Here is a 23,415-nt window from a genome sequence, read left to right on the forward strand (position 1 = left end):
GGCTCAGGACGCCGCTGCGTCCCGACCCGGGCAGGCTACCGGGCCGACCTCCGCGCAGCGCTCACGCCTGCGCGTCGCCAGCCGCGCCCGCCTCGCGCTCCCCCGCGCGCAGCTCGGCATCGCGCTCGCGCACCGCGAGCCGCAGCGCGCGCTCGGCGTCGACGCCGTGCGCGCTCGCCTGCTCGACCATCGCGAGCAGCGCCGCGCCCAGCTCGGCCTCGGTCGACGGCGCGGACGCCTCGGCCTCCGGCAGCGTCACGAGCCCCGCCCTGCGGGCCCGCTGCAGCGTCTTCTGCGCGAGCGCCAGCGCGGGCAGCCCGGGAGGGATGCCGTCGAGCGCGCTCTCGCGCTCGGACTTCTCGGCGCGCTTCAGCGCATCCCACGACGCCACGACGTCGTCGACGCCCGACACCTGCGCATCGCCGAAGACGTGGGGATGGCGCGAGCGCATCTTCGCGGCGGCATCGCGCGCGACGTCGGCGATGTCGAAGCCCTCCTCGACCGCGGCGATGTCGGCGTGGAACAGCACCTGGTACAGGACGTCGCCGAGCTCCTCGCGGATGCCCGCGACGTCGCCCGTCTCGATGGCGTCGACGAGCTCGTAGGCCTCCTCGACGAGGTACGTCACGAGGCTCTCGTGCGTCTGCTCCGCATCCCACGGGCAGCCACCCGGCCTGCGCAGCCTCGTCACCACGCCGACGAGGTCGGCGAGCGCATCCGGCTGCGCGGGCACGTCTGCCTCGTCGCTCACGACTGCTCGCCCGCGTCGATCGGATGGCCGTCGGCGTCGAGCGCGCCGGGCTCGGCTGGCTTCGGCGGCGGGAAGATCGCCGCGAGCAGCTGCGAGACCCACTCGATGAGCTCGGCATCCGGCAGCGGCTGCGCCTGCGTGCCGGCGAGCCGCCCGCCGCCCGCGGTCGGCACGGGCACGAGCAGCGTGCTCGACGACCGATTCAGCTTCGCGGCCGGGTGCATGCGGCGCAGGCGCAGCTGCAGCGACTCGGGCAGGTCGGCGGGGCCCACGCGGAGGTTCGGCCCCACGGTGATGACCTCCGACAGCCGCGAGCGCATGGCCTGTCGACGCAGGCGCGCCATCGCGAGCAGCGTGATCACCTGCTGCGGCGGCGGGCCGTAGCGATCCTGCAGCTCGTCGGCGACCGTGTCGATCGCGGTGTCCGACGGCGACGACGCCGCGGCCGCGAGCTTCTGGTACGCCTCGAGGCGCAGGCGCTCGGCGTCGAGGTACGACTCGGGGATGACCGCATCGACCGGCAGCTCGAGCCGCAGCTCGCGCGGCGCCTCCTCGGCGTCGCCGCGGAACGCCGACACGGCCTCGCCGACCATGCGCAGGTAGAGGTCGAAGCCCACGCCGGCGATGTGCCCCGACTGCTCGCCGCCGAGCAGGTTGCCGGCGCCGCGGATCTCGAGATCCTTCATCGCCACCTGCATGCCCGCGCCGAGCTCGTTGTGCACCGCGATCGTCTCGAGGCGATCGTGCGCCGTCTCGGACAGCGGCGTCTCGGCGTCGTACAGGAAGTAGGCGTACGCGCGCTCGCGGCCTCGGCCGACGCGACCGCGCAGCTGATGCAGCTGGCTGAGGCCGTAGCGCTCGGCGCGGTCGACGATGAGCGTGTTGGCGTTCGGGATGTCGAGGCCGGTCTCGACGATCGTCGTCGACACGAGCACGTCGAAGCGCCGCTCCCAGAAGTCGACGATCACCTGCTCGAGCTGATGCTCGTTCATCTTGCCGTGGGCGATCGCGATGCGCGCCTCGGGCACGAGCTCCGAGATGCGCGCCGCCGTGCGGGCGATCGACGACACCCGGTTGTGCACGAAGAACACCTGGCCCTCGCGCAGCAGCTCGCGGCGGATGGCGGCCGCGACCTGCTGATCCGAGTGGGCGCCGACGAAGGTGAGGATGGGGTGCCGCGCCTCGGGCGCCGTCGCGAGCGTCGACATCTCGCGGATGCCCGTCACGGCCATCTCGAGCGTGCGCGGGATGGGCGTCGCCGACATCGACAGCACGTCGACGTTCGTCTTCATCTGCTTCAGCAGATCCTTGTGCTCGACGCCGAAGCGCTGCTCCTCGTCGATGATGACGAGGCCGAGGTCCTTGAAGCGCACGACGTCGGTGAGGATGCGGTGCGTGCCGACGACCATGTCGACCGTGCCGTCGGCGAGGCCCTGCAGCGTCGCCTTCGCCTCGGCGTTCGACTGGAAGCGGCTGAGCGCCGCCACCTGCACGGGGAAGCCCGCGAACCGCGCGGCGAAGGTCTCGTGGTGCTGACGGACGAGCAGCGTCGTCGGCACGAGCATCGCGACCTGCTTGCCGTCCTGGATGGCCTTGAACGCCGCGCGCACCGCCACCTCGGTCTTGCCGAAGCCCACGTCGCCCGAGAGCAGCCGATCCATCGGCACCTCGCGCTCCATGTCGCGCTTGACCTCGTCGATCGTCGTGAGCTGATCGGGGGTCTCGGCGTAGGGGAAGGCATCCTCGAGCTCGTGCTGCCACGGGGTGTCGGGGCCGAACGCGTGCCCCTTCGACGCCATGCGGGCGGCGTAGAGCTTCACGAGCTCGACGGCGATGTCGCGCACGGCCCTGCGCGCCTTCGACTTCGCCGCCTGCCACTCGCTGCCGCCCATGCGCGACAGCGTGGGGCTCTCGCCGCCGACGTAGCGCGACAGCTGGTCGAGCTGATCGGTGGGGACGGACAGGCGGTCGCCCGGCTGTCCGCGCTTCGACGGCGCGTACTCGAGCACGAGGTACTCGCGCACCGTGTGCGTCGCGTTGCGCCCGCCCGACGAGACGGTGCGCTGCGTGAGCTCGATGAAGCGGCCGATGCCGTGCGTCTCGTGCACCACGAGGTCGCCGGGCTTCAGCTGCAGCGGGTCGACGACCGTGCCGCGTCGCGTCGCGAGGCGCCGCGGGGCGCGCGCGTCGACGCCGACGGCGCGGCCGAAGAGCTCGGCCTCGCTGACGAGCGCCACCTTGCCCGACTCGACGCGGAAGCCGTGCTCGACGTCGGCCTTCGCGACGTGCACGATGCCCGGCTCGAGCACGTCCGGCAGGGCGTCGGCCTGGCGCGCGGCGACGCCGCGCTCGGCGAGCACGGATGCGGCGCGCTCGCCCATGCCGTGGCCGGCTGCCGTGACCACGACGCGCCAGCCGCCCTGGGCGAGCGCGACGACGGCCTCGACCGCGGCCTCGGCGCCCTGGCCGATGGGGTTCGGGATGCTCGAGACGAGCTCGGCGCCGTCGTCGGTGAGGTCGGTGCCGAACGACGACAGCGCGTACCAGGGGCCGTCGGCGGCCTCGCGCAGCTCGCCGAGCTCGAGGAACCCGCCCGACGCGAGGTCGACCGGCACCTGGGCGCCTGCCGCGGCGGCGGACCAGGCGGCCTCGAGGAACTCGCGGTTCGTGTCGTCGAGGATCGCGACGCGGTCGCGCACCCGCTCGGGCCCGATGACCGCGACGGCGGCGTCGGGCAGATGGTGCGTGAGGGGCACGAGCTGCGGCAGCAGCAGGGGCGCGAGCGACTCCATGCCCTCGACGGGCATGCCGTGCGCGATCTTCTCGAGCATGCCCTCCATCGCGGGCAGCTCGTGCTGCAGCTCGGCAGCGCGCTGACGCACGTCGTCGGTGAGCAGCAGCTCGCGGCCGGGCGGCAGCTCGATGACGGGCACCGGATCGGGGTCGGAGCGCTGGTCGGCCACCCGGAACCAGCGCAGCTGCTCGACCTCGTCGCCGAACAGGTCGACGCGGATGGGGTGCTCCTCGGCGGGGCTGAAGACGTCGAGGATGCCGCCGCGCACCGCGAACTCGCCTCGCCGCGTCACCATGTCGACGCGCTGGTACGCATGGTGCACGAGCGAGCGCGTGAGGTCGGCGAGGTCGACGCCGCGCTGACCCGCCTGGAGCACGATCGCCTTCGTGTCGCCGAGGCCGATCGGCGTGGGCTGCAGCGCGGCACGCGCCGACGCGACCACGATGGCGGGCGTGCCCGCAGGGCGCGTGCGCACGTCGTGCAGTGCACGCCAGCGCTGCCCGACCGTCTCGGCGCTCGGGCTCAGCCGCTCGTGGGGCAGCGTCTCCCACGCCGGGAAGGCGACGACGGTCGCATCCTGCAGCCATGCGCCGAGCTCGGCGACGAGCGCGTCGGCCTCGCGCTTCGTCGACGTGACGACGAGCAGCGGGCGGTCGGAGGACGCGATGGCTGCGAGCAGCGGCGCACGCATGCCCTCGGCGACGGTGAACGACCCGCCGACGGCGATGCGACGGCGCGCATCGGCGAGCGCCGTCTCCTCGAGGACGGCGAGCAGCGGAGCGAGGCTCACTGCGTGTAGACGACGGCGCCCGCGGCGTCGGTGACGGAGAACGAGTACGCGAGCGCGGCGGGGTCGCCGGGCGGGGGCGCGGCCACGAACACCTGCGTGCGCTCGAGCTCGACGCCCTCGAGGCGCTGCATCTCGATCGGCGTGCCGTACCAGGTCATGGTCGTCGTGTTCTCGCCCGCGGGGCCCATGAAGACGACGTACGGCTGCGTGGCGACGTCGCCCAGGACGCACACCGTCGAGCCCTGGCCGAGGCATACGCCGAGCGGCTGCGAGTCGCCGGCGCGCTCGAGGATGACGTCGAGCGTGCCCGTGGTGTCGCTCACGTCGACCCATGCGCGCACGTCGTCGCCGATCGTCGCGCCCAGGTCGTAGCCGTTCGGACCCGTGGGGCCGTCGTTCGCATCGCCGCCCACGCACCCGGCGAGCGCGAGCACGAGGCCTGCCGCCGCTGCGGTCGCGGCGATGCCGCGCAGCGCACGCTGTCGAAGACGCATCCGAACCCCTCCCGGTCGACGATCCATGCTAGCCGCGACCTCCGACGCCGCGAGCCGCGCCGACGTCGTGCTGCGCGGTCAGGGCGAGTGCAGCGCCTGCTGGGCGGGCACGAGGCCGTCGCGCAGCACGTGCTCGACGGCGTCGGCCGCCGCGTCGACCATGAAGGGCAGCTCCTGCTGCTCGGTGGCCGAGAAGCGCTTCAGCACGAAGTCGGCCGGATCCTGCCTGCCGGGCGGGCGGCCGATGCCGACGCGCACCCGGATGAAGTCGGCGCCGCGTGCCGCGATGACGTCGCGCAGGCCGTTGTGGCCCCCCGCGCCGCCGCCGCGCTTGAGGCGCACGGTGCCGAGCGGCAGGTCGAGCTCGTCGTGGACGACGATCACCTGCTCGATCGGCACGGAGTAGTAGTCCATGAGCGATGCGACGGGACCGCCGGATCGGTTCATGTACGTCTCGGGGAACGCGAGGACCACCTTGGGCCCACCGACGATGCGCCGCTCGCCGACGCTCGCGACGGCCTTGCGGTGGCGCGAGCGCGTCACGCCGGCGCGCGAGCACAGCTCGTCGAGCACGTCGACGCCGACGTTGTGGCGGGTGCGCTGGTAGTCGGGCCCGGGGTTGCCGAGCCCGACCACCAGCCACGCGTCGGTCATGCGCGTTGCGGAGCGCGGACTACTCGTCGTCCGACGACGCCTCGGCGTCGTCGGCGTCCTCGGCCGTCTCGCCCTCGGCGGGCTCCTCGGCGGCGTCCTCGTCCTCGAGCACCGGTGCGGGCGGCACGGAGACGCCCACGACGAGCGTCTCGGGCTCGGTGACGAGCTCGGCGCCCTTCGGCAGCGTGACCTCGGACGCGAGGATCTGCGCGCCATCCTCGAGGCCCTCGACCGAGACGACGACGTTCTCGGGGATGTGCAGCGCCTCGACCTCGAGCAGCAGCGTCGTGTTCTCGAGGTTGTGGATCGTGCCGGGTGCGCTCTCGCCCTCGACGTGCACGGGCACGTCGACCTGGACCTTCTCGCCACGGCGCACGACGATGAGGTCGAGGTGCTCGAGGGCGGGGATGCCCTGCAGCACCGGGTTGCGCTGGATGTCCTTCACGAGCGCCAGCTGCGACTCGCCCTCGATCTGGAGGTCGAGCACGGCGTTCGCCTTGCGCACGAGGAGGAAGACGGCGTGGCCGTCGAGCGAGAGGTGGCGCGGCTCGGTGCCGTGGCCGTACAGGACGGCGGGGATCTTGCCTGCGGCGCGGAGGCGACGCGCTGCGCCCTTGCCGAACTGCTCGCGGATCTCGGCGGCGAGCGTGTTGTCGTCGGTGCTCATGGTGATGCTCCCTGTCGGGGCCTGGTGGCCCGGGTGGTCGTCGACCTCGGTCGGCGCACGGGACGCAGCCGCATGGGCACGTCGCCGCGTCGATCACGGGCGCGCGGGCGCCCCTCGCCGAGGTCTCGACCGACGATGCTACCAGGGGCGGCGCTCCGGGCGTGTCGCGGCCGCCTCCGGCTCAGCGCGCGAACGTCTGCTCGATGGAGCGCGCCGGCCTGCCGAGCACGCGCTCGACGTCCGGCGACACCGTCGCGAGGGATCCGTCGGCGATGGCCGTGTACGTCGACACCCACGCGTCGAGCTGCCACTCCTCGGCGCCCCACCCGTCGCGCCGCCACGCGTACGCCTGCTCGACGGTCTCGTCCTCGAAGCGCAGGTCGCTGCCGGTGGCGACCGCCGCGCGCGCGATGGCCTCGTCGATGCGCGGAGCATCGGGGCCCGTGAGCGTGTAGGCGACGTCGACGTGCGCCGAGGGGTCGCGCAGGACCGCCGCCGCGACGTCGGCGACGTCGACGCGCGACACCGCGGCGAGGCGGCCCGTGCCCGCCGGACCGCGGATGACGCCTCGCTGGTCGGCGAAGCGCACGAGCGACTCCTGGTAGAGGCCGTCGCGCAGGAACGTCCACCGCATGCCCGAGGCGCGCAGCGCCTCCTCTGCGGCATGGTGGTCGCGGCCGAGCGTGAAGGTCGCGTCGGGCGCCGCGCCCTGGAACGACGTGTAGACGACGTGCCCGACGCCCGCCTCGGCCGCCGCGGCGATGACCGAGGCGTGGTCGTCGCGTCGCGTGGGCGACTCGGACGCCGACACGAGCAGCAGGGTGTCGACGCCGGCGAGCGCCGCGCGGCATGCCGCGCCGTCGGCGTACTCGGCGACGCGCGCCTCGAAGCCGCCGGGGGCGCGCGCCGCGTCGCGCACGAGCACGATCGGCTGCAGGTCGGCGAGCCGCTCGAGCACGAGACCGCCGAGCGCACCCGTCACGCCCGTGAGCGCGAGGGTGCCGGGCTGCGGCTGCGACGTCATGCGCCCATCCTCTACCCGACCAGCCCGCCGACGAGGTAGATCGCGAGCGACAGCGCGAAGCCGAGCACGGCCATGAGGCCCTGCAGCAGCGTCCAGGTCGACAGCGTCTGCTTCATGTCCATGCCGAAGAAGCGGCTCACGAGCCAGAAGCCCGAGTCGTTCACGTGGCTGAAGCCGACGGATCCCGCCGCGGTCGCGAGCACGATCGCGACGATCTCGATCGGGTTGTAGTCGCCCGCCGCCACGACGCCCGTCATGAGCGACGCCGCCGTCGTGAGCGCGACGGTCGCAGAGCCCTGCGCGATGCGCACGATCTGCGAGATGAGGAAGGCGGCGACGATCGCAGGGAGCCCGATGCCGTTCAGCGACTCGGCGACGGCGTCGCCGATGCCCGTCGCCCGCAGCACGCCGCCGAACATGCCGCCCGCGCCCGTGACGAGCACGACGGAGCAGATGGGGCCGAGCGCGGAGTCGGCCAGCCGCTCGACGAGCGCGCCGGGCTTGCCCATGCCCCAGCCGAGCACCCACATCGAGACGAAGACCGTGATGAGCAGCGCGACGGGCGTCTCGCCGAGCGCGCGCAGGATCGCGACCCACGGCTGCGCCTTGAACGAGTCGGGGTCGGGCTGGAACGACGCGGCCATGTTGAGGCCCGTGTTCAGCAGGATCAGCGCGAGCGGCAGCAGCAGGAGGGCGACGATGCGACCGACCGACGGCGACGAGCGGAACGCCTCGACGTCGTCGTCACCCGCCCGCCCGTCGAGGATCGTCGGCACGGCGATGTCGAAGCGGCGCCCGATGCGCGAGCCGACGAGCATGCCTGCGACGTACCAGACGGGGATCGCGACGACGAGGCCGAGGATCAGCACGAGGCCGACGTCGGCGCCGTAGATCGCCGCCGCCGACACGGGGCCCGGGTGCGGCGGCACGAAGATGTGCATCGCCGAGAACGCGATGGCCGCGGGGAACGCGATCGACAGGAACGAGCCGCCCACGCGCCTCGCGACGGCGTAGATGATCGGCATCATGACGACGAGGCCCGCGTCGAAGAAGATCGGGAAGCCCATGAGCAGGCTCGCGACCGAGAGCGCGAGCCCCGCCCGCTGCTCGCCGAAGCGCGCGATCATCGCATCCGAGAGCACCTTCGCGCCGCCCGACGCCTCGATCATGCGCCCGAGCATCGCGCCGAGCGCGACGAGCAGCATGACGCTGCCGAGCGTCGGGTTGAAGCCGAAGCCCAACGCCTCGACGAGCCGCTCGAACGGGATGCCGGCGGCGATCGCCGTGAGGATGCTCGTGAGCATCAGGGCGAGGAAGGCGTGCACCTTGCACGCCATGATGAGCACGAGCAGCAGGGCGACGGCGGCGGCTGCGAGCAGCAGCAGCCCTCCCGTGCCGAGATCCCACATCAGCTGCAGGTCTTCCATGACGTCCTCGTCTCGTTCGCGTGTCGTGTCGTGTCGTGCGGTGGCGTCGTGTCGTGCGGTGCGCGTCAGGCGCTGCGCGCGCGGCGCTGCAGCAGGCGCTGCAGCTCGTCGACGATCTGCTCGGGCGTGCGGTGGATGTCGACCTCGACGCCCTCCTCCCACGCGGCGAGCGGCTCGAGCGTCTCGAGCTGGCTGTCGAGCAGCGTCGTCGGCATGTACTCGTGGTCGCGGCCCGCGAGGCGCTGCTGCAGGATCGCCTTGTCGCCCACGAGGTGCACGAACAGCAGGTCCGGCACGTGCGAGCGCAGCAGCTCGCGGTACCAGCGCTTGAGCGCCGAGCACGCGACGATGACGATGCGGCCCGCGTCGCGCTCCTGCGCGATGCGCTCGCCGATGAGCCGCAGCCATGGCACGCGATCCTCGTCGGTGAGGGGCGTGCCGCTCGCCATCCGCTGCTTGTTCGCGGCGGGATGCAGGTCGTCGCCGTCGATGAACGCGACGTTGAGGCGCGCGGCGAGCGCAGCCCCGATCGTGGACTTGCCCGTCCCCTGCGCGCCCATCATGATCATCGGCGGATACGTGACAGGCATGTCAGCCCTTCGTGTCGGCGTCGGTGGCGGAGCCCGCGGCACCGAGGTGCAGCAGCACCTTCGACGATACCGAGGCGTCGGCGGCGAGCCCGAGCGCCTCGAGGGCGTCGGCCGCGTCGAGGACGTGGGTGACGATGGGGTCGACGGCGAGCGAGCCGTCGGCGAGCGCGGCGACGACGTCGTCGATCTCGTCGCGGAAGCGGAACGACCCGACGAGCCGCAGCTCGCGCGTGATGGCCGTCGCGATGGGCACGGCGACGTCGCCTGCGCGCTGCAGCCCGAGCATGACGACGGTGCCGCCGCGGCGTGCCGACCGGATCGCCGTCGCGAGGCCGGGGAGCGTGCCGGACGACTCGACCACGACGTCGGCCTCGACCGCGGCGAGCGCATCGGCGTCGCGGGCGTCGATCGTGCGGTCGGCGCCGACCTCGCGGGCGATGCGCATCGGCAGCTCGTGCAGGTCGCTCGCGACGATCTCGGCGGCGCCGTGGTGTCGCAGCACCGCGACGGCGAGCGCGCCGATCGGCCCCGATCCCACGACGAGCGCGCGCAGGCCGCGCACGTCGCCCGCCTGCCCCACGCCGTGCCACGCGACGGCGGCCGGCTCGGCGAGCGCCGCGATGCGCAGGTCGAGCCCGCCGGGCAGCGCGCGCAGCATGCGCGCAGGCAGCGCGACCCGCGTCGCGAACGCGCCGTCCTGGTGCGGCATGCGCGCCGCGGAGCCGAGGTACGAGTCGGGCGTCGCGGGATGCACGGTCACGGGCGTGCCGGCGGCCGGACCCGAGCCGTCGGCGGCTGCGACGGCGACGACGCCCGAGACTTCGTGGCCGAGCACCATGGGCTCGCGCAGGATCGACTCCCCCGCCGCGCCGTGCTGCCAGTAGTGCAGGTCGGAGCCGCAGATGCCGCCGTACGCGACGGCGACGACCGCCTCGTCGGCTGCCGGCGTCGGCTCCGGCACCTCCTCGACGCGGACGTCGGATGCGGCGTGCGCGACGACGGCGATCGTGCGTCGGTCGATGGTCATGGTCACACCACCGCCGTCATGCCGCCGTCGACGTGCAGCGTCTGCCCGTTGACGAACGACGAGGCGTCGGAGGCGAGGAAGACCGCCGCGCCGACGAGGTCGCGCACGTCACCCCACCTTCCGGCCGGCGTGCGACCGCGCACCCACGACGAGAACTGCTCGTCGGCGACGAGCGGCGCCGTGAGCTCGGTCTCGACGTAGCCGGGCGCGATCGCGTTCGCCGTGATGCCGTGCGGCGCGAGATCGGCGCAGAGGCCCTTCGTGAGCATGACGATCGCGCCCTTCGTCGCCGAGTACGGCGCGATCGACGGGCGCGCGAGCTGCGACTGCACCGAGCCGATCGACACGATGCGGCCCGAGCCGCGCGCGATCATGCCGCGCGCGACGCGACGCGAGAGCAGGAAGGCGCTCGTGAGGTTCGTCGCGAGCAGGTCGTGCCAGTCGTCGTCCGCGAACTCCGAGATGGGCGCGCGGCGCTGGATGCCCGCGTTGTTCACGAGCACGTCGGGCGTGCCGAGGGCATCCTCGATCGCGCCCACGCCGGCGTCGACCGCCGCGGCGTCGGTGACGTCGAAGGTCGACACGTGCGTCGCCGCATGCGTCGCATCGGCGATCTCGCCTGCGGCCCGCTCGGCCTTCGCGCGGTCGCGCCCGTGCACGACGACGGTGGCGCCCGCATCCGCGAGCCCCTCGGCGAGCGCACGGCCGATGCCCTGGCTCGAGCCCGTCACGAGCGCGACGCGCCCCGTGAGGTCGAAGGCGGCGAGGCCCCTCGGTCGATCGGTGTCGTGGTGCGTCATGCGCGTGCCTCCGTGTCGGTCATGCTCGTGCACCCCGCGTCGCGCGCGGGGCCGGTCGTGCCAGCGGGTTCGTGAGGGCGACGGCGGCCTCGCGCAGCGCCGCGCCCACCGCCTCGACGTGCGCGGGCGTCGCGACCTCGGCCGGGACGGCCGCGCCGATCGCGAGCGCCGGGTCGCTCGGCGTCCACGGCGGCATCGCGACGGCGACGCCCGTGACCCCCTCGAACGACTCCCCCGCGTCGACGGCGTAGCCGCGCTCGCGCGTCGCCGCGATCCTCTCGAGCACCGCATCGAGCCCGCCCGCCGAGCGCGACGTGCGCGAGGGCGCCGTGCGCCCGCGCAGCAGCGTCCGCACCTCGTCGTCGTCGAGCGCCGACAGCAGCGCCGTGCCCGCCGCCGTCAGCTGCGCGGGCAGCCGCGAGCCGAGCGGCGTGCCCACGCGGCCGTGCGCGCGGCCCTCGTGCCGGGCGAGGTAGAGCGTGTCGAGGCCGTCGAGCATCGCGATCTGCACCACCTCGTGCCGCAGCACCGGCGAGCGCTCGCAGACGCCGAAGAGCTCGCGCACCTGGTTGAACTGGAAGGCGTAGGCCGCGCCGAGCTCGGCGACGCGCCGCCCCAGGCGGAAGCCGAGCGGCACGCGCTCGACGACGCCGCTCGCCTCGAGCGCGAGGCACAGGTTCGACGCCGAGGACTTCGCGATGCCGAGGCCCCGCGCGAGCTCGGTGAGCGTCACGGGCCCGTCGGCCTCGGCGAGCAGCCCGAGGATGCCGATGCCGCGCGTGACGGCCGGCGCGGGATCGCGCTGGTCGGATGCGTCGGCGGGCACGGCGGCGGGTCTCGCGCGGCTCAGTAGAACTCGACGGTGTCGACGACGTTGCGCATGGGCTCGCCGTCGAGCAGGCGGCGCGCGTTGTCGGCGAAGAGCGCGACGATGCGCGCGGGCTCCTCCTCGTGCAGCGCCGCGGTGTGCGGGCTCAGCAGCACGCGCTCGTGGCTCCACAGCGGGCTGTGCTGCGGGAGCGGCTCGACGGCCGTGACGTCGAGCGCGGCGTAGCCGATGCGACCGTCGTCGAGCGCGCGCACGAGCGCGTCCTCGTCGACGACCGTGCCGCGGCCGACGTTGACGAGGATCGTGCCTGGGCGCACGCCTGCGAGCACGGCATCGCCCACGAGACCCTCGGTGCGCGCGGTGCCCGGCAGGGTGAGCACGATGGCGTCGACCTGCGACGCCGCCTCGGCGAGGTCGTCGGCGGGCACGAGGCGGTCGACGTGCGGCACGGCCTGCCCTGTGCGCGTCGTGCCCCAGATGGTGGCGCCGAGGGCGCCGAGGCGCGCGGCGACCTGCGTGCCGATGCCGCCGAGGCCGACGACGAGCACCGTCATGTCCTCGACGTGGCGCATGGCCCAGCCGTCGTCCCAGCTGCGCTCGCGGCGCTGCCGCTCGAGCCGCGGCACGTCCTTGGCGCCCGCGAGCACGCCGAGCACGGCCCACTCGGCGAGCGGCGCCCCGTGCACGCCGGCGCTCGTCGTGAACGTGACGCGCTCGAGGGTCTCGGCGTCGAGTCCCGCGGCCTTCACCTGGCTGCCGCCGCCCGCGGCCATCGTGTGCACCCAGCGCACGGAGCCGGATGCGGCGAGCACGCTCGCGAGCTCGGCGGGCGAGCCGGGGACGCCGAAGAGCGCGTCGCAGCCGGCGAGCGTCGCACGCCACGCGGCCCGCTGCGCCTCCGACCGCTCGGGGCGGGCGGGCCGCGCCCACTCGCCGATGCTCGCCGCCGGCGGCACGGCCTCGACGTCGCGCACGACCTCGATGCGGGGCTCGAGCGCCTCGAGCCGCTCGCAGAGCGCCTCCGGCAGTGCAGCGGCGATGCCGACGCGCAGTCGTCCCATGGCCCATCCCTCCGTCGATGTGCGCCCAGCCTAGCCGCGATCCAGCATCCTGAACCTGGTTCGGCAGGTTGGACCTGCGTAGGCTTGCCGCATGAGCGAACGCGACGCCGTCGTCGGCATCATCGGGCTCGGCGCGATGGGGCGCCCCATGGCCGAGCACCTCCTCGCAGCGCGCGGCGAGCTGCACCTCAGCGGGCGCTCGCGGCGGCATCGCGACCTCGAGGAGCGCGGCGCGACGTGGGCGTCGTCGCCGCGCGAGCTCGCCGCCTCCGCCGACGTCGTCGTGTCGATGCTGCCCGACCTGCCGCAGCTCGAGGCCGCGCTCGACGGGCCGGAGGGCATGCTCGCCGCGGGGCGCCCGCTGCTGCTGCTCGTCGCATCGACGTCGTCGCCGACGGGCGTGCGCGCCCTCGCCGAGCGGCTCGCGAGCAGCGATGCGCGCGTGCGCGTCGTCGACTGCCCCGTCTCGGGCGGCGTCGACGGCGCGACGGCGGGCACCCTCTCGATCATGCTGGGCGGCACGGATGCGGACGCCGCGGAGGCCGCGCGCATCCTCGCGCCGTGCGGCACCCCCGTGCACCTCGGGCCGCTCGGCGCCGGCCAGGTCGCGAAGGCCGCGAACCAGCTCGTCGTCGGTGCGACCATGCTCGCGATCGCGGAGGCGACGGTGCTCGCCGAGCGCTCCGGCATCGACGTCGACCGCCTCTGGACGCTGCTCGCCGGTGGCTACGCCGGCTCGAACCTGCTGCGCTCGAACCACCGCAGGCTCGTCGACGAGGACTACGCCCCGGGCGGCCTCGCCCGCTACATGGTGAAGGATCTCGGGTTCGCGGCCGACGTCGCGTCGGCGACGAGCACGCATCCCTCGCTGCTGCCCGCGCTGCGCGATGCGTACGCCGAGCTCGTCGACGCGGGCCACGGCGACGACGACCTCTCGGTGGCGCGGCGGTTCGTCGCCGAGCGCTGAGGCCCCGCCCCGCCCCGCCGCGCCCGCGTCAGAGCGCGCGCAGCCGCGGGCCCAGCTCGTCGGCGAAGAAGGCCATGAACGCGTCCGGATCCTCGCTCGCATCCATGAGGGCGACGTTGTCGAAGCCGGCCTCCACGAAGGGGCGGACGACCTCCACGTGCCGCTCGACGTCGGGGCCGCACGCGAACGCCTCCTCCATGTCCTCCACGCGCACCGCCTGCGTCGCCTGGTCGAACGCCGTCGGATCGGGCAGCTCTGCGAGCACCTTCCAGCCCAGCTGGCCGAACCGGAAGCGACGGTGCGCCGCCTCCGCGCCGGCGCGGACGTCGGGCGCGAACGCCGTGGGCGCCTCCGCGTAGCGCGGGCCGCTGCCGCCCGCCGCCGTCCACGCCTCGACGAGCGAGGCATCCGGATCGGTCGAGAACAGCCCGTCGCCGAGGTCGGCTGCCAGGCGAGCGGCCTGCGGGCCCCCCGCCGCCACGACGATGGGAGGCAGCTGCTCGGGCAGGTCGTAGACGCGGGCGTCGACGAGCTGCAGGTGCTCGCCGCGATACGAGTGCGTGCCGCCGGACCACAGCAGGCGGATGATCTCGAGCGCCTCGCGCAGTCGCGCGTGACGGTCGCCCACCTCGGGCCACCCCTGGCCGACGATGCGCTCGCTCAGCCGCTCCCCCGCGCCGACGCCGAGGGTGAAGCGGCCGTCGGACAGGATCTGCAGCGTCGCCGCCGCCTGGGCGATGATCGCCGGGTGGTAGCGCACCGACGGGCACGTGACGCCCGTCGCGATGCGCAGGGTCTCGGTCTTCGCGGCGATCGTCGCGAGCACCGCCCACGCGAACGACGAGTGCTCGTGCTCGGGCAGCCACGGGTGGAAGTGGTCGCTGATCTCGACGAAGTCGAAGCCCGCCCGCTCCGCCTCGACGGCGCGGCGCACGAGCTCCTTCGGGTCGACGTCCTCGGCGAAGAGCTTGTATCCGATCTGCATGGCGGCAACGCTCGCAGCCGCGATGCCCCGCCGCCACGGGTGGACGCGCCGTCGCGGCGGCGCTAGGCGGCGGTCGTCGTCGTGCGCACGCGGTAGACGCTCGTCGTCGCCGCGAGCCACAGCCAGCCGTCGTCGCCGAACGCGACGTTCGCGACCGTCTCGGGCACGGGCACGAACGCGAGGCGCTCGCCGTCGGCCGAGAAGACGTGCACGCCGTCGCCGCTCGACGACCACACGCGACCCTCGACGTCGATCGCGATGCCGTCGGGCGTGCCGCCCTCCACGCGCACGAACCGCGCGCCGTCGACCGCGCGCGTCTCGGCACCGGATCCCTCGATCCGGTACGCGCGGATCGTCGCGACCTCGTCGGTGTCGCCCTCGTCGGCCGACTCGGTGACGTACAGCGTCGCGTGGTCGGGGCTGAAGGCGATGCCGTTCGGCTTCGCCATGTCGGTCACGACCGCGCGGATGCCGTCGGCCTCGCTCCAGCGGAACACGAAGCATCCGCCGTACTCGCGCTCGCCCGGGTGCCCCTCCTTCGGCTGCTCGATGCCGTAGGGCGGATCCGTGAACCAGATCGACCCGTCGGGATGCTCGACGAGGTCGTTCGGCGAGTTCAGCCGATGCTCGCCGAAGCGGTCGACGAGCACCGTCACGGCGCCGTCGCGCTCGAGCTCGACCGCCCGCCTCCCGTGCGAGCACTGCACGACGCCACCGCGCGCATGGATGCGGGCGTTCGTGAACTCCACGCCCGTGCGGTGCACGTGCAGCCCGCCCGTCTCGTCGACCTCGAGGATGCGGTCGCCGTGGATGTCGGACCAGCGCAGCCGGCGCGACTCGGGCATCCACAGGGGGCCCTCGCTCCAGCCCGCGCCGGTCGCCATCCGCTCGACGCGGGCGTCGGCGGCGAGCAGCCCGTGCGGATCGTGGATGGTGGGCGGGGTCGAGGACGTCGGCGTCATGCGTCGATGCAAGCAGAGCGGCACGGGCCTCCGCGACGCCTCGGTGCGCGCATGCCCGCGCGACTAGCCTGGGAGGGAATCCCCGCCCCGAGGTCTGGAGCCGCATGCCCACCGCCAACATCGCCGTCGTCGGACTCGCCGTCATGGGCTCGAACCTCGCGCGGAACCTCGCGAGCCGCGAAGGCAACACCGTCGCCGTGTACAACCGCACGACCGCGAAGACCGACGCGCTCGTCGACGCCCACCCCGAGGCGGGGTTCGTGAAGGCGACGACGATGCAGGAGCTCGCCGACAGCCTGCAGACGCCCCGCACCGCGATCATCATGGTCAAGGCCGGCCGCCCCACCGACGCCGTCATCGACGAGCTCGTCTCGGTGTTCGAGCCCGGTGACATCATCGTCGACGGCGGCAACGCCCTCTTCACCGACACCATCGCGCGCGAGCAGCGGGTGCGCGAGACCGGCATCCACTTCGTCGGCTGCGGCATCTCGGGCGGCGAGGAGGGTGCGCTGAACGGCCCCTCGCTCATGCCGGGCGGCACGAAGGAGTCGTACGAGACCCTCGGCCCGATCCTCGAACGCATCGCCGCGGTCGCCGAGGGTGAGCCGTGCGTGACGCACGTGGGCGCCGACGGCGCCGGCCACTTCGTGAAGATGATCCACAACGGCATCGAGTACGCCGACATGCAGCTCATCGCCGAGGCGTACGACCTCATCCGCCACGCCACGGGCAAGAGCCCGGCCGAGATCGCCGACATCTTCGCCGAGTGGAACGAGGGCGAGCTCGAGTCGTACCTCATCGAGATCACCGCCGAGGTGCTGCGACAGGTCGATGCGAAGACGGGCGAGCCGCTCGTCGACGTCATCCTCGACGCCGCGGGCGCCAAGGGCACGGGCGCGTGGACGGTGCAGACGGCCCTCGACCTCGGCGTGCCCGTGTCGGGGATCGCCGAGGCCGTGTTCGCCCGCTCGCTGTCGTCGAAGCCGCAGCAGCGCGCCGCGGGCGCGAGCCTCCCCGGCCCCTCGACGCCGTGGTCGGTGCAGGACGCCGACCAGTTCGTCGAGGACGTGCGCCTCGCGCTCTACGCCTCGAAGGTCATCGCCTACTCGCAGGGCTTCGACGCGATCATCCAGGGCGCGATCGACCACGACTGGGCGATCGACAAGGGCGAGGTCGCCCGCATCTGGCGCGGCGGCTGCATCATCCGCGCGCGCTTCCTCAACCGCATCACCGAGGCGTACGCGGCCGACCCCGGCCTCGTCGCGCTCGTGACGGCGCCCTTCTTCTCCGAGGTCATGGCGACGGCGCAGGACTCGTGGCGACGCATCGTCGCCGGCGCTGCGCAGTCGGGCATCCCCATCCCCGCGTTCGCGTCGTCGCTCGCGTACTACGACGGCCTGCGCGCCACGCGCCTCCCCGCCGCGCTCGTGCAGGGCCAGCGCGACTTCTTCGGTGCGCACACCTACCGGCGCATCGACGCCGAGGGCACCTTCCACACGCTGTGGTCGGGCGACCGCTCCGAGGTCGAGGCCGAGGACACGCACTGACGCCTCGCGCCCGCTGACGGGCGGCGCGTCGCCCCTCGGGGTGGCGCGCCGTCTGCGCGCGCGCCGCATCCGCCCCGCCTCCCGGCGCTCCTCGCCTCTGGCAGGCGATTCCGTGGGCGGAGGGAAGGTGCCGCTCCGCCCCACCGGATCGTCTGCGAGACGGAGAGTCAGGGGCGCCGAGCGGTTGCGTCTCGCAGGCGATTCCGGCAGCCGAGGGAGCATGCCCCTCCAGTGCCGGGATCGCCTGCGAGACGCGAAGCGAGCAGGGCTCGGCCGGGCCGCCCACCCCGCGCGTGCCACCATCGTGGGATGAGCGCCTTCCACGCCGACGCATCCGACCTGCCCGAGCCCGAGCGCGAGGTGCTCACGTGGCAGGGATTCGGGGATGCGGGGCGCGAGCTCGCCACCGCCATCGCCGCCGACGGCTACGCCCCCGAGATCGTCATCGCCATCGCGCGCGGCGGCCTCCTGCCCGCCGGGCACCTCGCCTACGCGCTCGGGCTCAAGCTCGCCGACGCCATCAACGTCGAGTTCTACACCGACGTGCACCAGACGCTGCCCGACCCCGTGCTGCTCGAGCCCATGCTCGACGTCGAGGCCATCCGCGGCCGACGCCTGCTCGTCGTGGACGACGTCGCTGACTCGGGCCGCACCCTCGCGCTCGTGCTCGACCTGCTGCGCGGCATGGGCGCCGAGGCGCGCTCGGCGGTGCTCTACGCGAAGCCGACGTCGATCGTCGACCCCGACTTCGTGTGGCGCCGCACCGACCGGTGGATCGTCTTCCCCTGGTCGGCCGAGCCGCCCGTCACCGCCTGACGTCGACGACCGCGTCGTCGACAGCCACGACGTCGATCGGCCGCGTGAACGACTCGCGCCGCGCATCCGCCTCCGCATCACCCGTGAACAGGCCCGATGCAGGCGTGCGCGGCTCGACGCGGTCGCGCTCGCGCTCGCCCGCGCCCTCGCCGGGCCCACCGGTCGGCACCACCTGCATCCGCTGCATCGGCAGGGCCTCCGGATGCTCGCGCCGCAGCCACTCGACGAGCGCCTCCCGCACGTGCGCACGCAGGTCGGCGAGCGTCGGACCATCGGCCGCCGTCACGAGCGCGCGCACGCGCACGAGCCCGCCCACCGCATCCGTCACCTGCAGCACCTGCACCCGCTCGTCCCAGATGTCGCTCTCGGCGAGGATGCGCTCGAGCTCGGCACGCATCGCCCGCACGGGCACGCGCCAGTCGACGTCGAGCTCGACGGCGCCCATGACCTGGCTCGTCGTGCGCGTCCAGTTCTGGAAGGGCGTCGTCGTGAAGTAGGTCGACGGCAGCACGAGCCGCCTGTCGTCCCACACCCGCACGACGACGTACGTGAGCGTGATCTCCTCGATCGTGCCCCACTCCCCCTCGACCACGACGACGTCGTCGACGCGCAGCGCGTCCGACCCGACGAGCTGGATGCCCGCGAAGACGTTGCCGAGCACCGACTGCGCGGCGAGGCCGGCGACGACGGATGCGACGCCCGCCGACGCGAGGAGGCCCGTGCCCGCGACGCGCGCCTCCTCGAACGTGAAGAGCGCCGCACCGCACGCGATGACGACGATCACCACCACGAGCACGCGGCGCAGCACCGCGACCTGCGTGTGCACCTTGCGCCGGTGGCGATCGCCCTCGGTCGCGCCGTAGCGCGCGAGGACGGCATCGCCCGCGACGCGCAGGATGCGCACGACGAGCCACGCCCCCACGCCGATCTGGGCGATGAGGAGCGTGTGCGCGAGGATCGCGCCGCCGTCGCCGAGGTCGCGCACGAGCCCCGACGACGCGATCGCGACGGCGAACGCGATGAGCGTGCCGAGCAGGAAGACCGGCCAGCGCAGCGGCCTGCGGGCGGCGACGAGGCGCGTGCGCGACCTCGTGATCGCGGCGACGACGCCCACGAGCGCGACGCTCGCGAGGATGCCGACGCCCACCGAGATCGCGAGCGCGACCCCCGCGGTGACGAGCAGCTGGATCGGCTCGGGCATGGAGCTCCTTCCATGGGATCGGAGCGCGCCACGATACGTCAGGCACCCATCGATCGCATCGCAGGGCGTGTCGCACCGCCGACGCGGAGGGGCTCGGCCGCGCAGGCTCAGGCGCGGCGGCGGTACTCGAGCTCGGGGCGCCCGCGCGTGCCGTAGCGGGGGCTGCGCTCGGCGACGCCCGCATCCGCGAGGTGCTCGAGGTACCTGCGGGCGGTGACGCGCGAGAGGCCGAGGTCGGCGCCGACCTCCGTCGCAGACCGGGCCTCGCCCGCGGCGAGCAGCGTCGACACCGACTCGAGCGTCTCGGCGGACAGGCCCTTCGCGAGCCCGGGCGCGTTCGTGGTGCGCAGCGCCGCGATGGCCCGATCGACCTCCTGCTGCGTGAGGCGCGACGCGCCCTCGAGCTCGTCTCGGTACGCGCGGTACTGCCGCATGCGCTCGGCGAACACCGCGAAGCCGAACGGCTTGATGAGGTACTGCACGACGCCCACCGCGACGGCCTCGCGGACGGTGTCGAGCTCGCGCACGGCCGTGACGGCGATGACGTCGACGACGAGGCCCGCCGCGCGCAGCTCTCGGCACACCTGCAGGCCGTGGCCGTCTGGCAGGTTCATGTCGAGCAGCAGCAGGTCGATGCTCGTCGCCCCCTGCTGCGCGTCGCGCAGCGCCCGCAGGGCTGCGGACGCCGAGTGCGCGACGCCCGCGAGCTCGAAGCCGTCGCAGCGCCCCACGTACGCGGCGTGGGCGGCGGCGGTGCCGCGGTCGTCCTCGACGACGAGCACGCGGATCACGGCAGCCGCCTCGGCTGGAGGCTGCGGTCGGTCGCGGCGCGCACGTCGGCGTCGTCGTCGGCGGGCGGCTCGGCGTCGGGCCGCGGCAGCACGACCGTCACGACGGCGCCCACCTCCTGCCCGAGCTCGATGGAGCCGCCGAGGCGCTCGACCGTCTGCCGCACGAGCGCGAGCCCGAAGCCGCGGCCGCCCGCGCCGTGCTCCTTCGTCGTCCACCCCTGCTCGAAGGCGAGCTCGCGCGCGTCGTCGGGCACGCCCGCACCGGAGTCCGACACCTGCATGACGATGCCGCCGTCGTCGTCCGAGCCGAGGTACACGGCGACCCATCGCGCGCCGAGCTCGCGCGACGTCGCACCCGTGCGCGGGCGGGCGGATGCGGCGGCGTCGATCGCGTTGTCGACGAGGTTGCCGAGGATCGTGACGAAGTCGATCGGGTCGACCCAGTGCGTGCCGGGATCGAGCCGCGTCTCGAAGTGCAGCTCGACGGCGCGCTCGCGCGCCTGCGCCGTCTTGCCGAGCAGCAGCGCCGCGATCACGGGCTCCTCGTCCGCACCGACCACCCGATCGGCGAGGCGCTGGCCCAGGTCGCGTTCGGCGGCCGCGACCTGCAGGGCGCGCTCGGGCTCGCCGAGCGACAGCAGCGATGCGATGGTGTGCATGCGGTTGCCGAACTCGTGCGTCTGCGCGCGCAGGGCCGTCGCGAGCGTGCGCACCGCATCCAGCTCGCCCGACATCCGCGACAGCTCGGTGCGGTCGCGGATGGTGAGCATCGTCGCGTCGCCCGCGGCGCGCCGCGGCCTCGGCACCTGCGCCCCCTCGCGCTCGACGACGAGCGAGCGCCTGCCGACGAGCACGGGCGCGACGGCGTCGCCCGGCTGCGCGAGCAGACGACGCACCGCACCCGGCAGGCCGCGCTCGACCCCCACGGGCAGCGCGACGTCGCCCATGCCCAGCAGCGTGCGCGCACGGTCGTTCGCGAGCACCACCCGATCGCCCTCCACGAGCACGACGCCGTCGTCGACCGAGTGCAGCACGGCCTCGTGCGCCGCGAAGAGGTGGGCGAGCTCCTCGACGCGCCTGCCGCCCGTCGCTCGCCGCAGGCTGCGCGCGAGGAGCCCGGCCGCGAGCGCCGCGAGCAGCACGGCCGCGACGAGCACGAGCGCCACCCCCACGAGCCTCGACACCACCTCGCCCGCGACCTGCGCGATCGTCACGCCGCCGGAGACGAGCCCCACGACCTCGCCGTCGACGACGACGGGCGCGACGGCGCGCGCCGACGGCCCGAGCGTGCCCTCGTACGTCTCGGTGACGACCTCGCCAGCCACGGCCGGCGCGATCGTGCCGAGGAAGCGACCGCCGATCTCGGCGACGTCGGGATGCGTGTAGCGGATGCCCGACGGATGCATGATCGTCACGTAGTCGAGCCGTGTGCGATCGACGACCTCGAGCGCGTACGGCTGCAGCGCCGCCGACGCCGCGGCGACCGTGGCCTCCTCGTCGGCGTCGAACGTCGCGGCCGCAGCCGACACCGCCGCCTCGACCGTCGGATCCGACGCGAGCGTCAGCACGACGTCGCGGCTCAGCACCGTCGCCTCGTGCTCGGCGTCGGCGCGCGCGTCGAGCGCGAGCAACGCGAACGCGACGACGGCGCTCGCCACGAGCAGCGCCGTCGACTGCGCGAACAGCCGCGTCGCGATGCTCGCGTCGCGCCAGCGTCGACGCATGCGCTCCCCCTCGTCGCGGCCGTTCCCGCCTCGCGGACCGCGCGTCCGCTGCGAACACTATGCACGAAACGGGCGCCCCTCGCGCACGACCGAGGATGCTCGCTCATCGGAAGCGTCGCACCGTTGCGACGACCAGGAGGAAGAGCATGGCGACGACGCCCACCACCACCAGCACCCCGAGGCGCCACTCGCGTCTCGCCACCCACGGCCTCTACGTCGCGGTCATCATCGCCGTCGTGCTCGGCGCGGCCGTCGGCCTCATCTGGCCCGAGGTCGGCGTCGCGCTCAAGCCCATCGGCACCGCGTTCGTCGCGCTCATCAAGATGATGATCGCGCCCGTCATCTTCTGCACGATCGTGCTCGGCATCGGCTCGATCGCGAAGGCCGCGACGGTCGGCAAGGTGGGCGGCCTCGCGCTCGGCTACTTCATCGTCATGTCGACGTTCGCCCTCGCGATCGGCCTCGTCGTCGGCAACTTCGTGCACCCGGGCGAGGGACTCAACATCTCCTCCGCCGAGTACGACGCGCCCGCCGGCGAGGAGGGCGGCCCGCTCTTCGGCATCATCCCGACGACGCTCGTGTCGGCCTTCACCGGCACGCACGTGCTGCCGGTGCTCTTCGTCGCGCTGCTCGTCGGCTTCGCCCTCCAGCGCATGGGCGAGCGCGGCAAGCCGCTGCTCGAGGGCCTCGCGCTCGTGCAGACGCTCGTCTTCCGCATCCTCACGATGATCCTGTGGCTCGCGCCCGTCGGCGCGTTCGGCGCGATCGCCGGCGTCGTCGGCGAGACGGGCTGGGCCGCGATCGGCGCCCTCGCCACCCTCATGCTCGCGTTCTACGCGACGTGCATCGTGTTCGTGGTCGGCGTGCTCGGCACGCTCCTGTGGGTCGTCGCCCGCGTCAACATCTTCAGGCTCATGGGCTACCTGGGCCGCGAGTACCTGCTCATCGTGTCGACGTCGTCGTCCGAGTCGGCGCTGCCGCGCCTCATGGCGAAGCTCGAGCACCTCGGCGTCTCGAAGCCCGTCGTCGGCATCACGGTGCCGACCGGCTACTCGTTCAACCTCGACGGCACGGCCATCTACCTGACGATGGCGTCGCTGTTCATCGCGACCGGCATGGGCGTGCCCATGTCGATCCCGGAGCAGATCGGCCTGCTGCTGTTCATGATCGTCGCGTCGAAGGGTGCCGCGGGCGTCACGGGCGCGGGCCTCGCGACCCTCGCCGCCGGCCTGCAGACCTACCGCCCCGACCTCGTCGACGGCGTGGGCGTCATCGTGGGCATCGACCGCTTCATGTCGGAGGCGCGTGCGCTGACGAACTTCACGGGCAACGCCGTCGCGACGGTGCTCATCGGCCACTGGACGAAGCAGATCGACCACGGCCGCGTCGCGAACGTGCTCGCGAAGCGCGACCCGTTCGACGAGGCGACGATGGAGGATCACCACGGCCCCGAGACGTCGACGCCGCAGTCGGCGACGGAGGCGGTGCGGGTGAGCGCCGGCGTCAGGCGCTGA

At 73.8% G+C, this 23,415-nt stretch carries 21 protein-coding genes; 4 read left to right on the plus strand and 17 right to left on the minus strand.

Annotation, left to right across the window (positions count from 1 at the left end; genetic code table 11):
• Nucleotides 1-61: 61 nt before the first annotated feature.
• The 12 genes from ACFQPP_RS09645 to ACFQPP_RS09700 form a co-directional block, all read right to left on the minus strand.
• Complete coding sequence (locus ACFQPP_RS09645) at nt 62-751, minus strand: MazG family protein (RefSeq protein WP_376916359.1); 690 nt, start codon at nt 749-751, stop codon at nt 62-64.
• On the minus strand, nt 748-4,335 hold the full coding sequence (gene mfd / locus ACFQPP_RS09650) for a transcription-repair coupling factor (RefSeq protein WP_376916360.1): 3,588 nt from the start codon (nt 4,333-4,335) through the stop codon (nt 748-750). Before mfd ends, ACFQPP_RS09645 begins: the two co-directional genes overlap by 4 nt.
• Complete coding sequence (locus ACFQPP_RS09655) at nt 4,332-4,829, minus strand: hypothetical protein (protein ID WP_376916361.1); 498 nt, start codon at nt 4,827-4,829, stop codon at nt 4,332-4,334. The genes mfd and ACFQPP_RS09655 overlap by 4 nt, the downstream gene beginning before the upstream one ends.
• A 78-nt stretch (nt 4,830-4,907) precedes the next feature.
• Nucleotides 4,908-5,483: an aminoacyl-tRNA hydrolase gene (gene pth, locus ACFQPP_RS09660; protein ID WP_376916362.1), complete on the minus strand. Its 576-nt coding sequence runs from the start codon at nt 5,481-5,483 to the stop codon at nt 4,908-4,910.
• 19 nt (nt 5,484-5,502) lie between these two features.
• Nucleotides 5,503-6,150 carry a 50S ribosomal protein L25/general stress protein Ctc gene (locus tag ACFQPP_RS09665; protein WP_376916363.1) on the minus strand — a complete coding sequence of 216 codons (648 nt, stop codon included), beginning with the start codon at nt 6,148-6,150 and terminating at the stop codon, nt 5,503-5,505.
• 181 nt (nt 6,151-6,331) lie between these two features.
• Nucleotides 6,332-7,174 carry an NAD(P)H-binding protein gene (locus ACFQPP_RS09670; RefSeq protein ID WP_376916364.1) on the minus strand — a complete coding sequence of 281 codons (843 nt, stop codon included), beginning with the start codon at nt 7,172-7,174 and terminating at the stop codon, nt 6,332-6,334.
• Nucleotides 7,175-7,185: 11 nt separating this feature from the next.
• Complete coding sequence (locus tag ACFQPP_RS09675) at nt 7,186-8,601, minus strand: GntP family permease (protein WP_376916365.1); 1,416 nt, start codon at nt 8,599-8,601, stop codon at nt 7,186-7,188.
• 65 nt (nt 8,602-8,666) lie between these two features.
• Nucleotides 8,667-9,191 carry a gluconokinase gene (locus ACFQPP_RS09680; RefSeq protein ID WP_376916366.1) on the minus strand — a complete coding sequence of 175 codons (525 nt, stop codon included), beginning with the start codon at nt 9,189-9,191 and terminating at the stop codon, nt 8,667-8,669.
• Between the two features lies 1 nt (nt 9,192).
• On the minus strand, nt 9,193-10,218 hold the full coding sequence (locus ACFQPP_RS09685) for a zinc-binding dehydrogenase (RefSeq protein ID WP_376916367.1): 1,026 nt from the start codon (nt 10,216-10,218) through the stop codon (nt 9,193-9,195).
• 2 nt (nt 10,219-10,220) lie between these two features.
• Complete coding sequence (locus ACFQPP_RS09690) at nt 10,221-11,018, minus strand: SDR family oxidoreductase (RefSeq protein WP_376916368.1); 798 nt, start codon at nt 11,016-11,018, stop codon at nt 10,221-10,223.
• Nucleotides 11,019-11,037: 19 nt separating this feature from the next.
• Nucleotides 11,038-11,844, minus strand: a complete 807-nt coding sequence (locus tag ACFQPP_RS09695; protein ID WP_376916369.1) for an IclR family transcriptional regulator — start codon at nt 11,842-11,844, stop codon at nt 11,038-11,040.
• Nucleotides 11,845-11,864: 20 nt separating this feature from the next.
• Complete coding sequence (locus tag ACFQPP_RS09700; RefSeq protein WP_376916370.1) at nt 11,865-12,908, minus strand: D-2-hydroxyacid dehydrogenase; 1,044 nt, start codon at nt 12,906-12,908, stop codon at nt 11,865-11,867.
• A gap of 91 nt (nt 12,909-12,999) precedes the next feature.
• On the opposite strand from ACFQPP_RS09700, the gene ACFQPP_RS09705 reads away from it, so the two are divergent.
• Nucleotides 13,000-13,875, plus strand: coding sequence for an NAD(P)-dependent oxidoreductase (locus tag ACFQPP_RS09705; protein WP_376916371.1), 876 nt, complete (start codon nt 13,000-13,002; stop codon nt 13,873-13,875).
• A 28-nt stretch (nt 13,876-13,903) separates the two neighbouring features.
• On the opposite strand, the gene ACFQPP_RS09710 is transcribed toward ACFQPP_RS09705, so the two are convergent.
• Nucleotides 13,904-14,860 (minus strand): TIGR03557 family F420-dependent LLM class oxidoreductase, encoded by a 957-nt coding sequence (locus ACFQPP_RS09710; protein WP_376916372.1) that lies wholly within the window; start codon nt 14,858-14,860, stop codon nt 13,904-13,906.
• Nucleotides 14,861-14,922: 62 nt separating this feature from the next.
• The gene (locus tag ACFQPP_RS09715; RefSeq protein ID WP_376916374.1) at nt 14,923-15,822 is read right to left on the minus strand and encodes an SMP-30/gluconolactonase/LRE family protein; all 900 of its coding nucleotides are present in this window, start codon (nt 15,820-15,822) and stop codon (nt 14,923-14,925) included.
• A 104-nt stretch (nt 15,823-15,926) separates the two neighbouring features.
• Between ACFQPP_RS09715 and gndA the strand changes: the two genes are divergently transcribed.
• Both gndA and ACFQPP_RS09725 read left to right on the plus strand, forming a co-directional pair.
• Nucleotides 15,927-17,369, plus strand: coding sequence for an NADP-dependent phosphogluconate dehydrogenase (gene gndA / locus ACFQPP_RS09720; protein WP_376916375.1), 1,443 nt, complete (start codon nt 15,927-15,929; stop codon nt 17,367-17,369).
• A gap of 309 nt (nt 17,370-17,678) precedes the next feature.
• A complete protein-coding gene (locus ACFQPP_RS09725; RefSeq protein WP_376916376.1) occupies nt 17,679-18,185 on the plus strand; it encodes a phosphoribosyltransferase in 507 nt (168 codons plus the stop codon).
• On the opposite strand, the gene ACFQPP_RS09730 is transcribed toward ACFQPP_RS09725, so the two are convergent.
• From ACFQPP_RS09730 to ACFQPP_RS09740, 3 genes are all read right to left on the minus strand, one after another.
• Nucleotides 18,175-19,386, minus strand: coding sequence for a mechanosensitive ion channel family protein (locus ACFQPP_RS09730; RefSeq protein WP_376916377.1), 1,212 nt, complete (start codon nt 19,384-19,386; stop codon nt 18,175-18,177). The genes ACFQPP_RS09725 and ACFQPP_RS09730 overlap by 11 nt on opposite strands.
• Nucleotides 19,387-19,493: 107 nt before the next feature.
• Nucleotides 19,494-20,177, minus strand: coding sequence for a response regulator (locus tag ACFQPP_RS09735; protein WP_376916378.1), 684 nt, complete (start codon nt 20,175-20,177; stop codon nt 19,494-19,496).
• Nucleotides 20,174-21,901 (minus strand): ATP-binding protein, encoded by a 1,728-nt coding sequence (locus tag ACFQPP_RS09740; protein ID WP_376916379.1) that lies wholly within the window; start codon nt 21,899-21,901, stop codon nt 20,174-20,176. The genes ACFQPP_RS09735 and ACFQPP_RS09740 overlap by 4 nt, the downstream gene beginning before the upstream one ends.
• 146 nt (nt 21,902-22,047) lie before the next feature.
• Between ACFQPP_RS09740 and ACFQPP_RS09745 the strand changes: the two genes are divergently transcribed.
• On the plus strand, nt 22,048-23,415 hold the full coding sequence (locus ACFQPP_RS09745) for a cation:dicarboxylate symporter family transporter (RefSeq protein ID WP_376916380.1): 1,368 nt from the start codon (nt 22,048-22,050) through the stop codon (nt 23,413-23,415).

The sequence above is a fragment of the Agrococcus sp. GCM10030265 genome (assembly GCF_042666675.1).
Taxonomy (GTDB): Bacteria; Actinomycetota; Actinomycetes; order Actinomycetales; family Microbacteriaceae; genus Agrococcus.

Bases quoted from the DNA above. Each gene is read 5' to 3' on its own strand.
- ACFQPP_RS09655 (WP_376916361.1), bottom strand. From the start codon at position 4,829: ATGCGTCTTCGACAGCGTGCGCTGCGCGGCATCGCCGCGACCGCAGCG.
- ACFQPP_RS09685 (WP_376916367.1), bottom strand. From the start codon at position 10,218: ATGACCATCGACCGACGCACGATCGCCGTCGTCGCGCACGCCGCATCC.
- ACFQPP_RS09665 (WP_376916363.1), bottom strand. From the start codon at position 6,150: ATGAGCACCGACGACAACACGCTCGCCGCCGAGATCCGCGAGCAGTTC.
- ACFQPP_RS09705 (WP_376916371.1), top strand. From the start codon at position 13,000: ATGAGCGAACGCGACGCCGTCGTCGGCATCATCGGGCTCGGCGCGATG.
- ACFQPP_RS09745 (WP_376916380.1), top strand. From the start codon at position 22,048: ATGGCGACGACGCCCACCACCACCAGCACCCCGAGGCGCCACTCGCGT.
- ACFQPP_RS09675 (WP_376916365.1), bottom strand. From the start codon at position 8,601: ATGGAAGACCTGCAGCTGATGTGGGATCTCGGCACGGGAGGGCTGCTG.
- ACFQPP_RS09740 (WP_376916379.1), bottom strand. From the start codon at position 21,901: ATGCGTCGACGCTGGCGCGACGCGAGCATCGCGACGCGGCTGTTCGCG.
- ACFQPP_RS09715 (WP_376916374.1), bottom strand. From the start codon at position 15,822: ATGACGCCGACGTCCTCGACCCCGCCCACCATCCACGATCCGCACGGG.
- gndA (WP_376916375.1), top strand. From the start codon at position 15,927: ATGCCCACCGCCAACATCGCCGTCGTCGGACTCGCCGTCATGGGCTCG.
- pth (WP_376916362.1), bottom strand. From the start codon at position 5,483: ATGACCGACGCGTGGCTGGTGGTCGGGCTCGGCAACCCCGGGCCCGAC.
- ACFQPP_RS09710 (WP_376916372.1), bottom strand. From the start codon at position 14,860: ATGCAGATCGGATACAAGCTCTTCGCCGAGGACGTCGACCCGAAGGAG.
- ACFQPP_RS09700 (WP_376916370.1), bottom strand. From the start codon at position 12,908: ATGGGACGACTGCGCGTCGGCATCGCCGCTGCACTGCCGGAGGCGCTC.
- ACFQPP_RS09690 (WP_376916368.1), bottom strand. From the start codon at position 11,018: ATGACGCACCACGACACCGATCGACCGAGGGGCCTCGCCGCCTTCGAC.
- ACFQPP_RS09680 (WP_376916366.1), bottom strand. From the start codon at position 9,191: ATGCCTGTCACGTATCCGCCGATGATCATGATGGGCGCGCAGGGGACG.
- ACFQPP_RS09725 (WP_376916376.1), top strand. From the start codon at position 17,679: ATGAGCGCCTTCCACGCCGACGCATCCGACCTGCCCGAGCCCGAGCGC.
- ACFQPP_RS09730 (WP_376916377.1), bottom strand. From the start codon at position 19,386: ATGCCCGAGCCGATCCAGCTGCTCGTCACCGCGGGGGTCGCGCTCGCG.
- ACFQPP_RS09670 (WP_376916364.1), bottom strand. From the start codon at position 7,174: ATGACGTCGCAGCCGCAGCCCGGCACCCTCGCGCTCACGGGCGTGACG.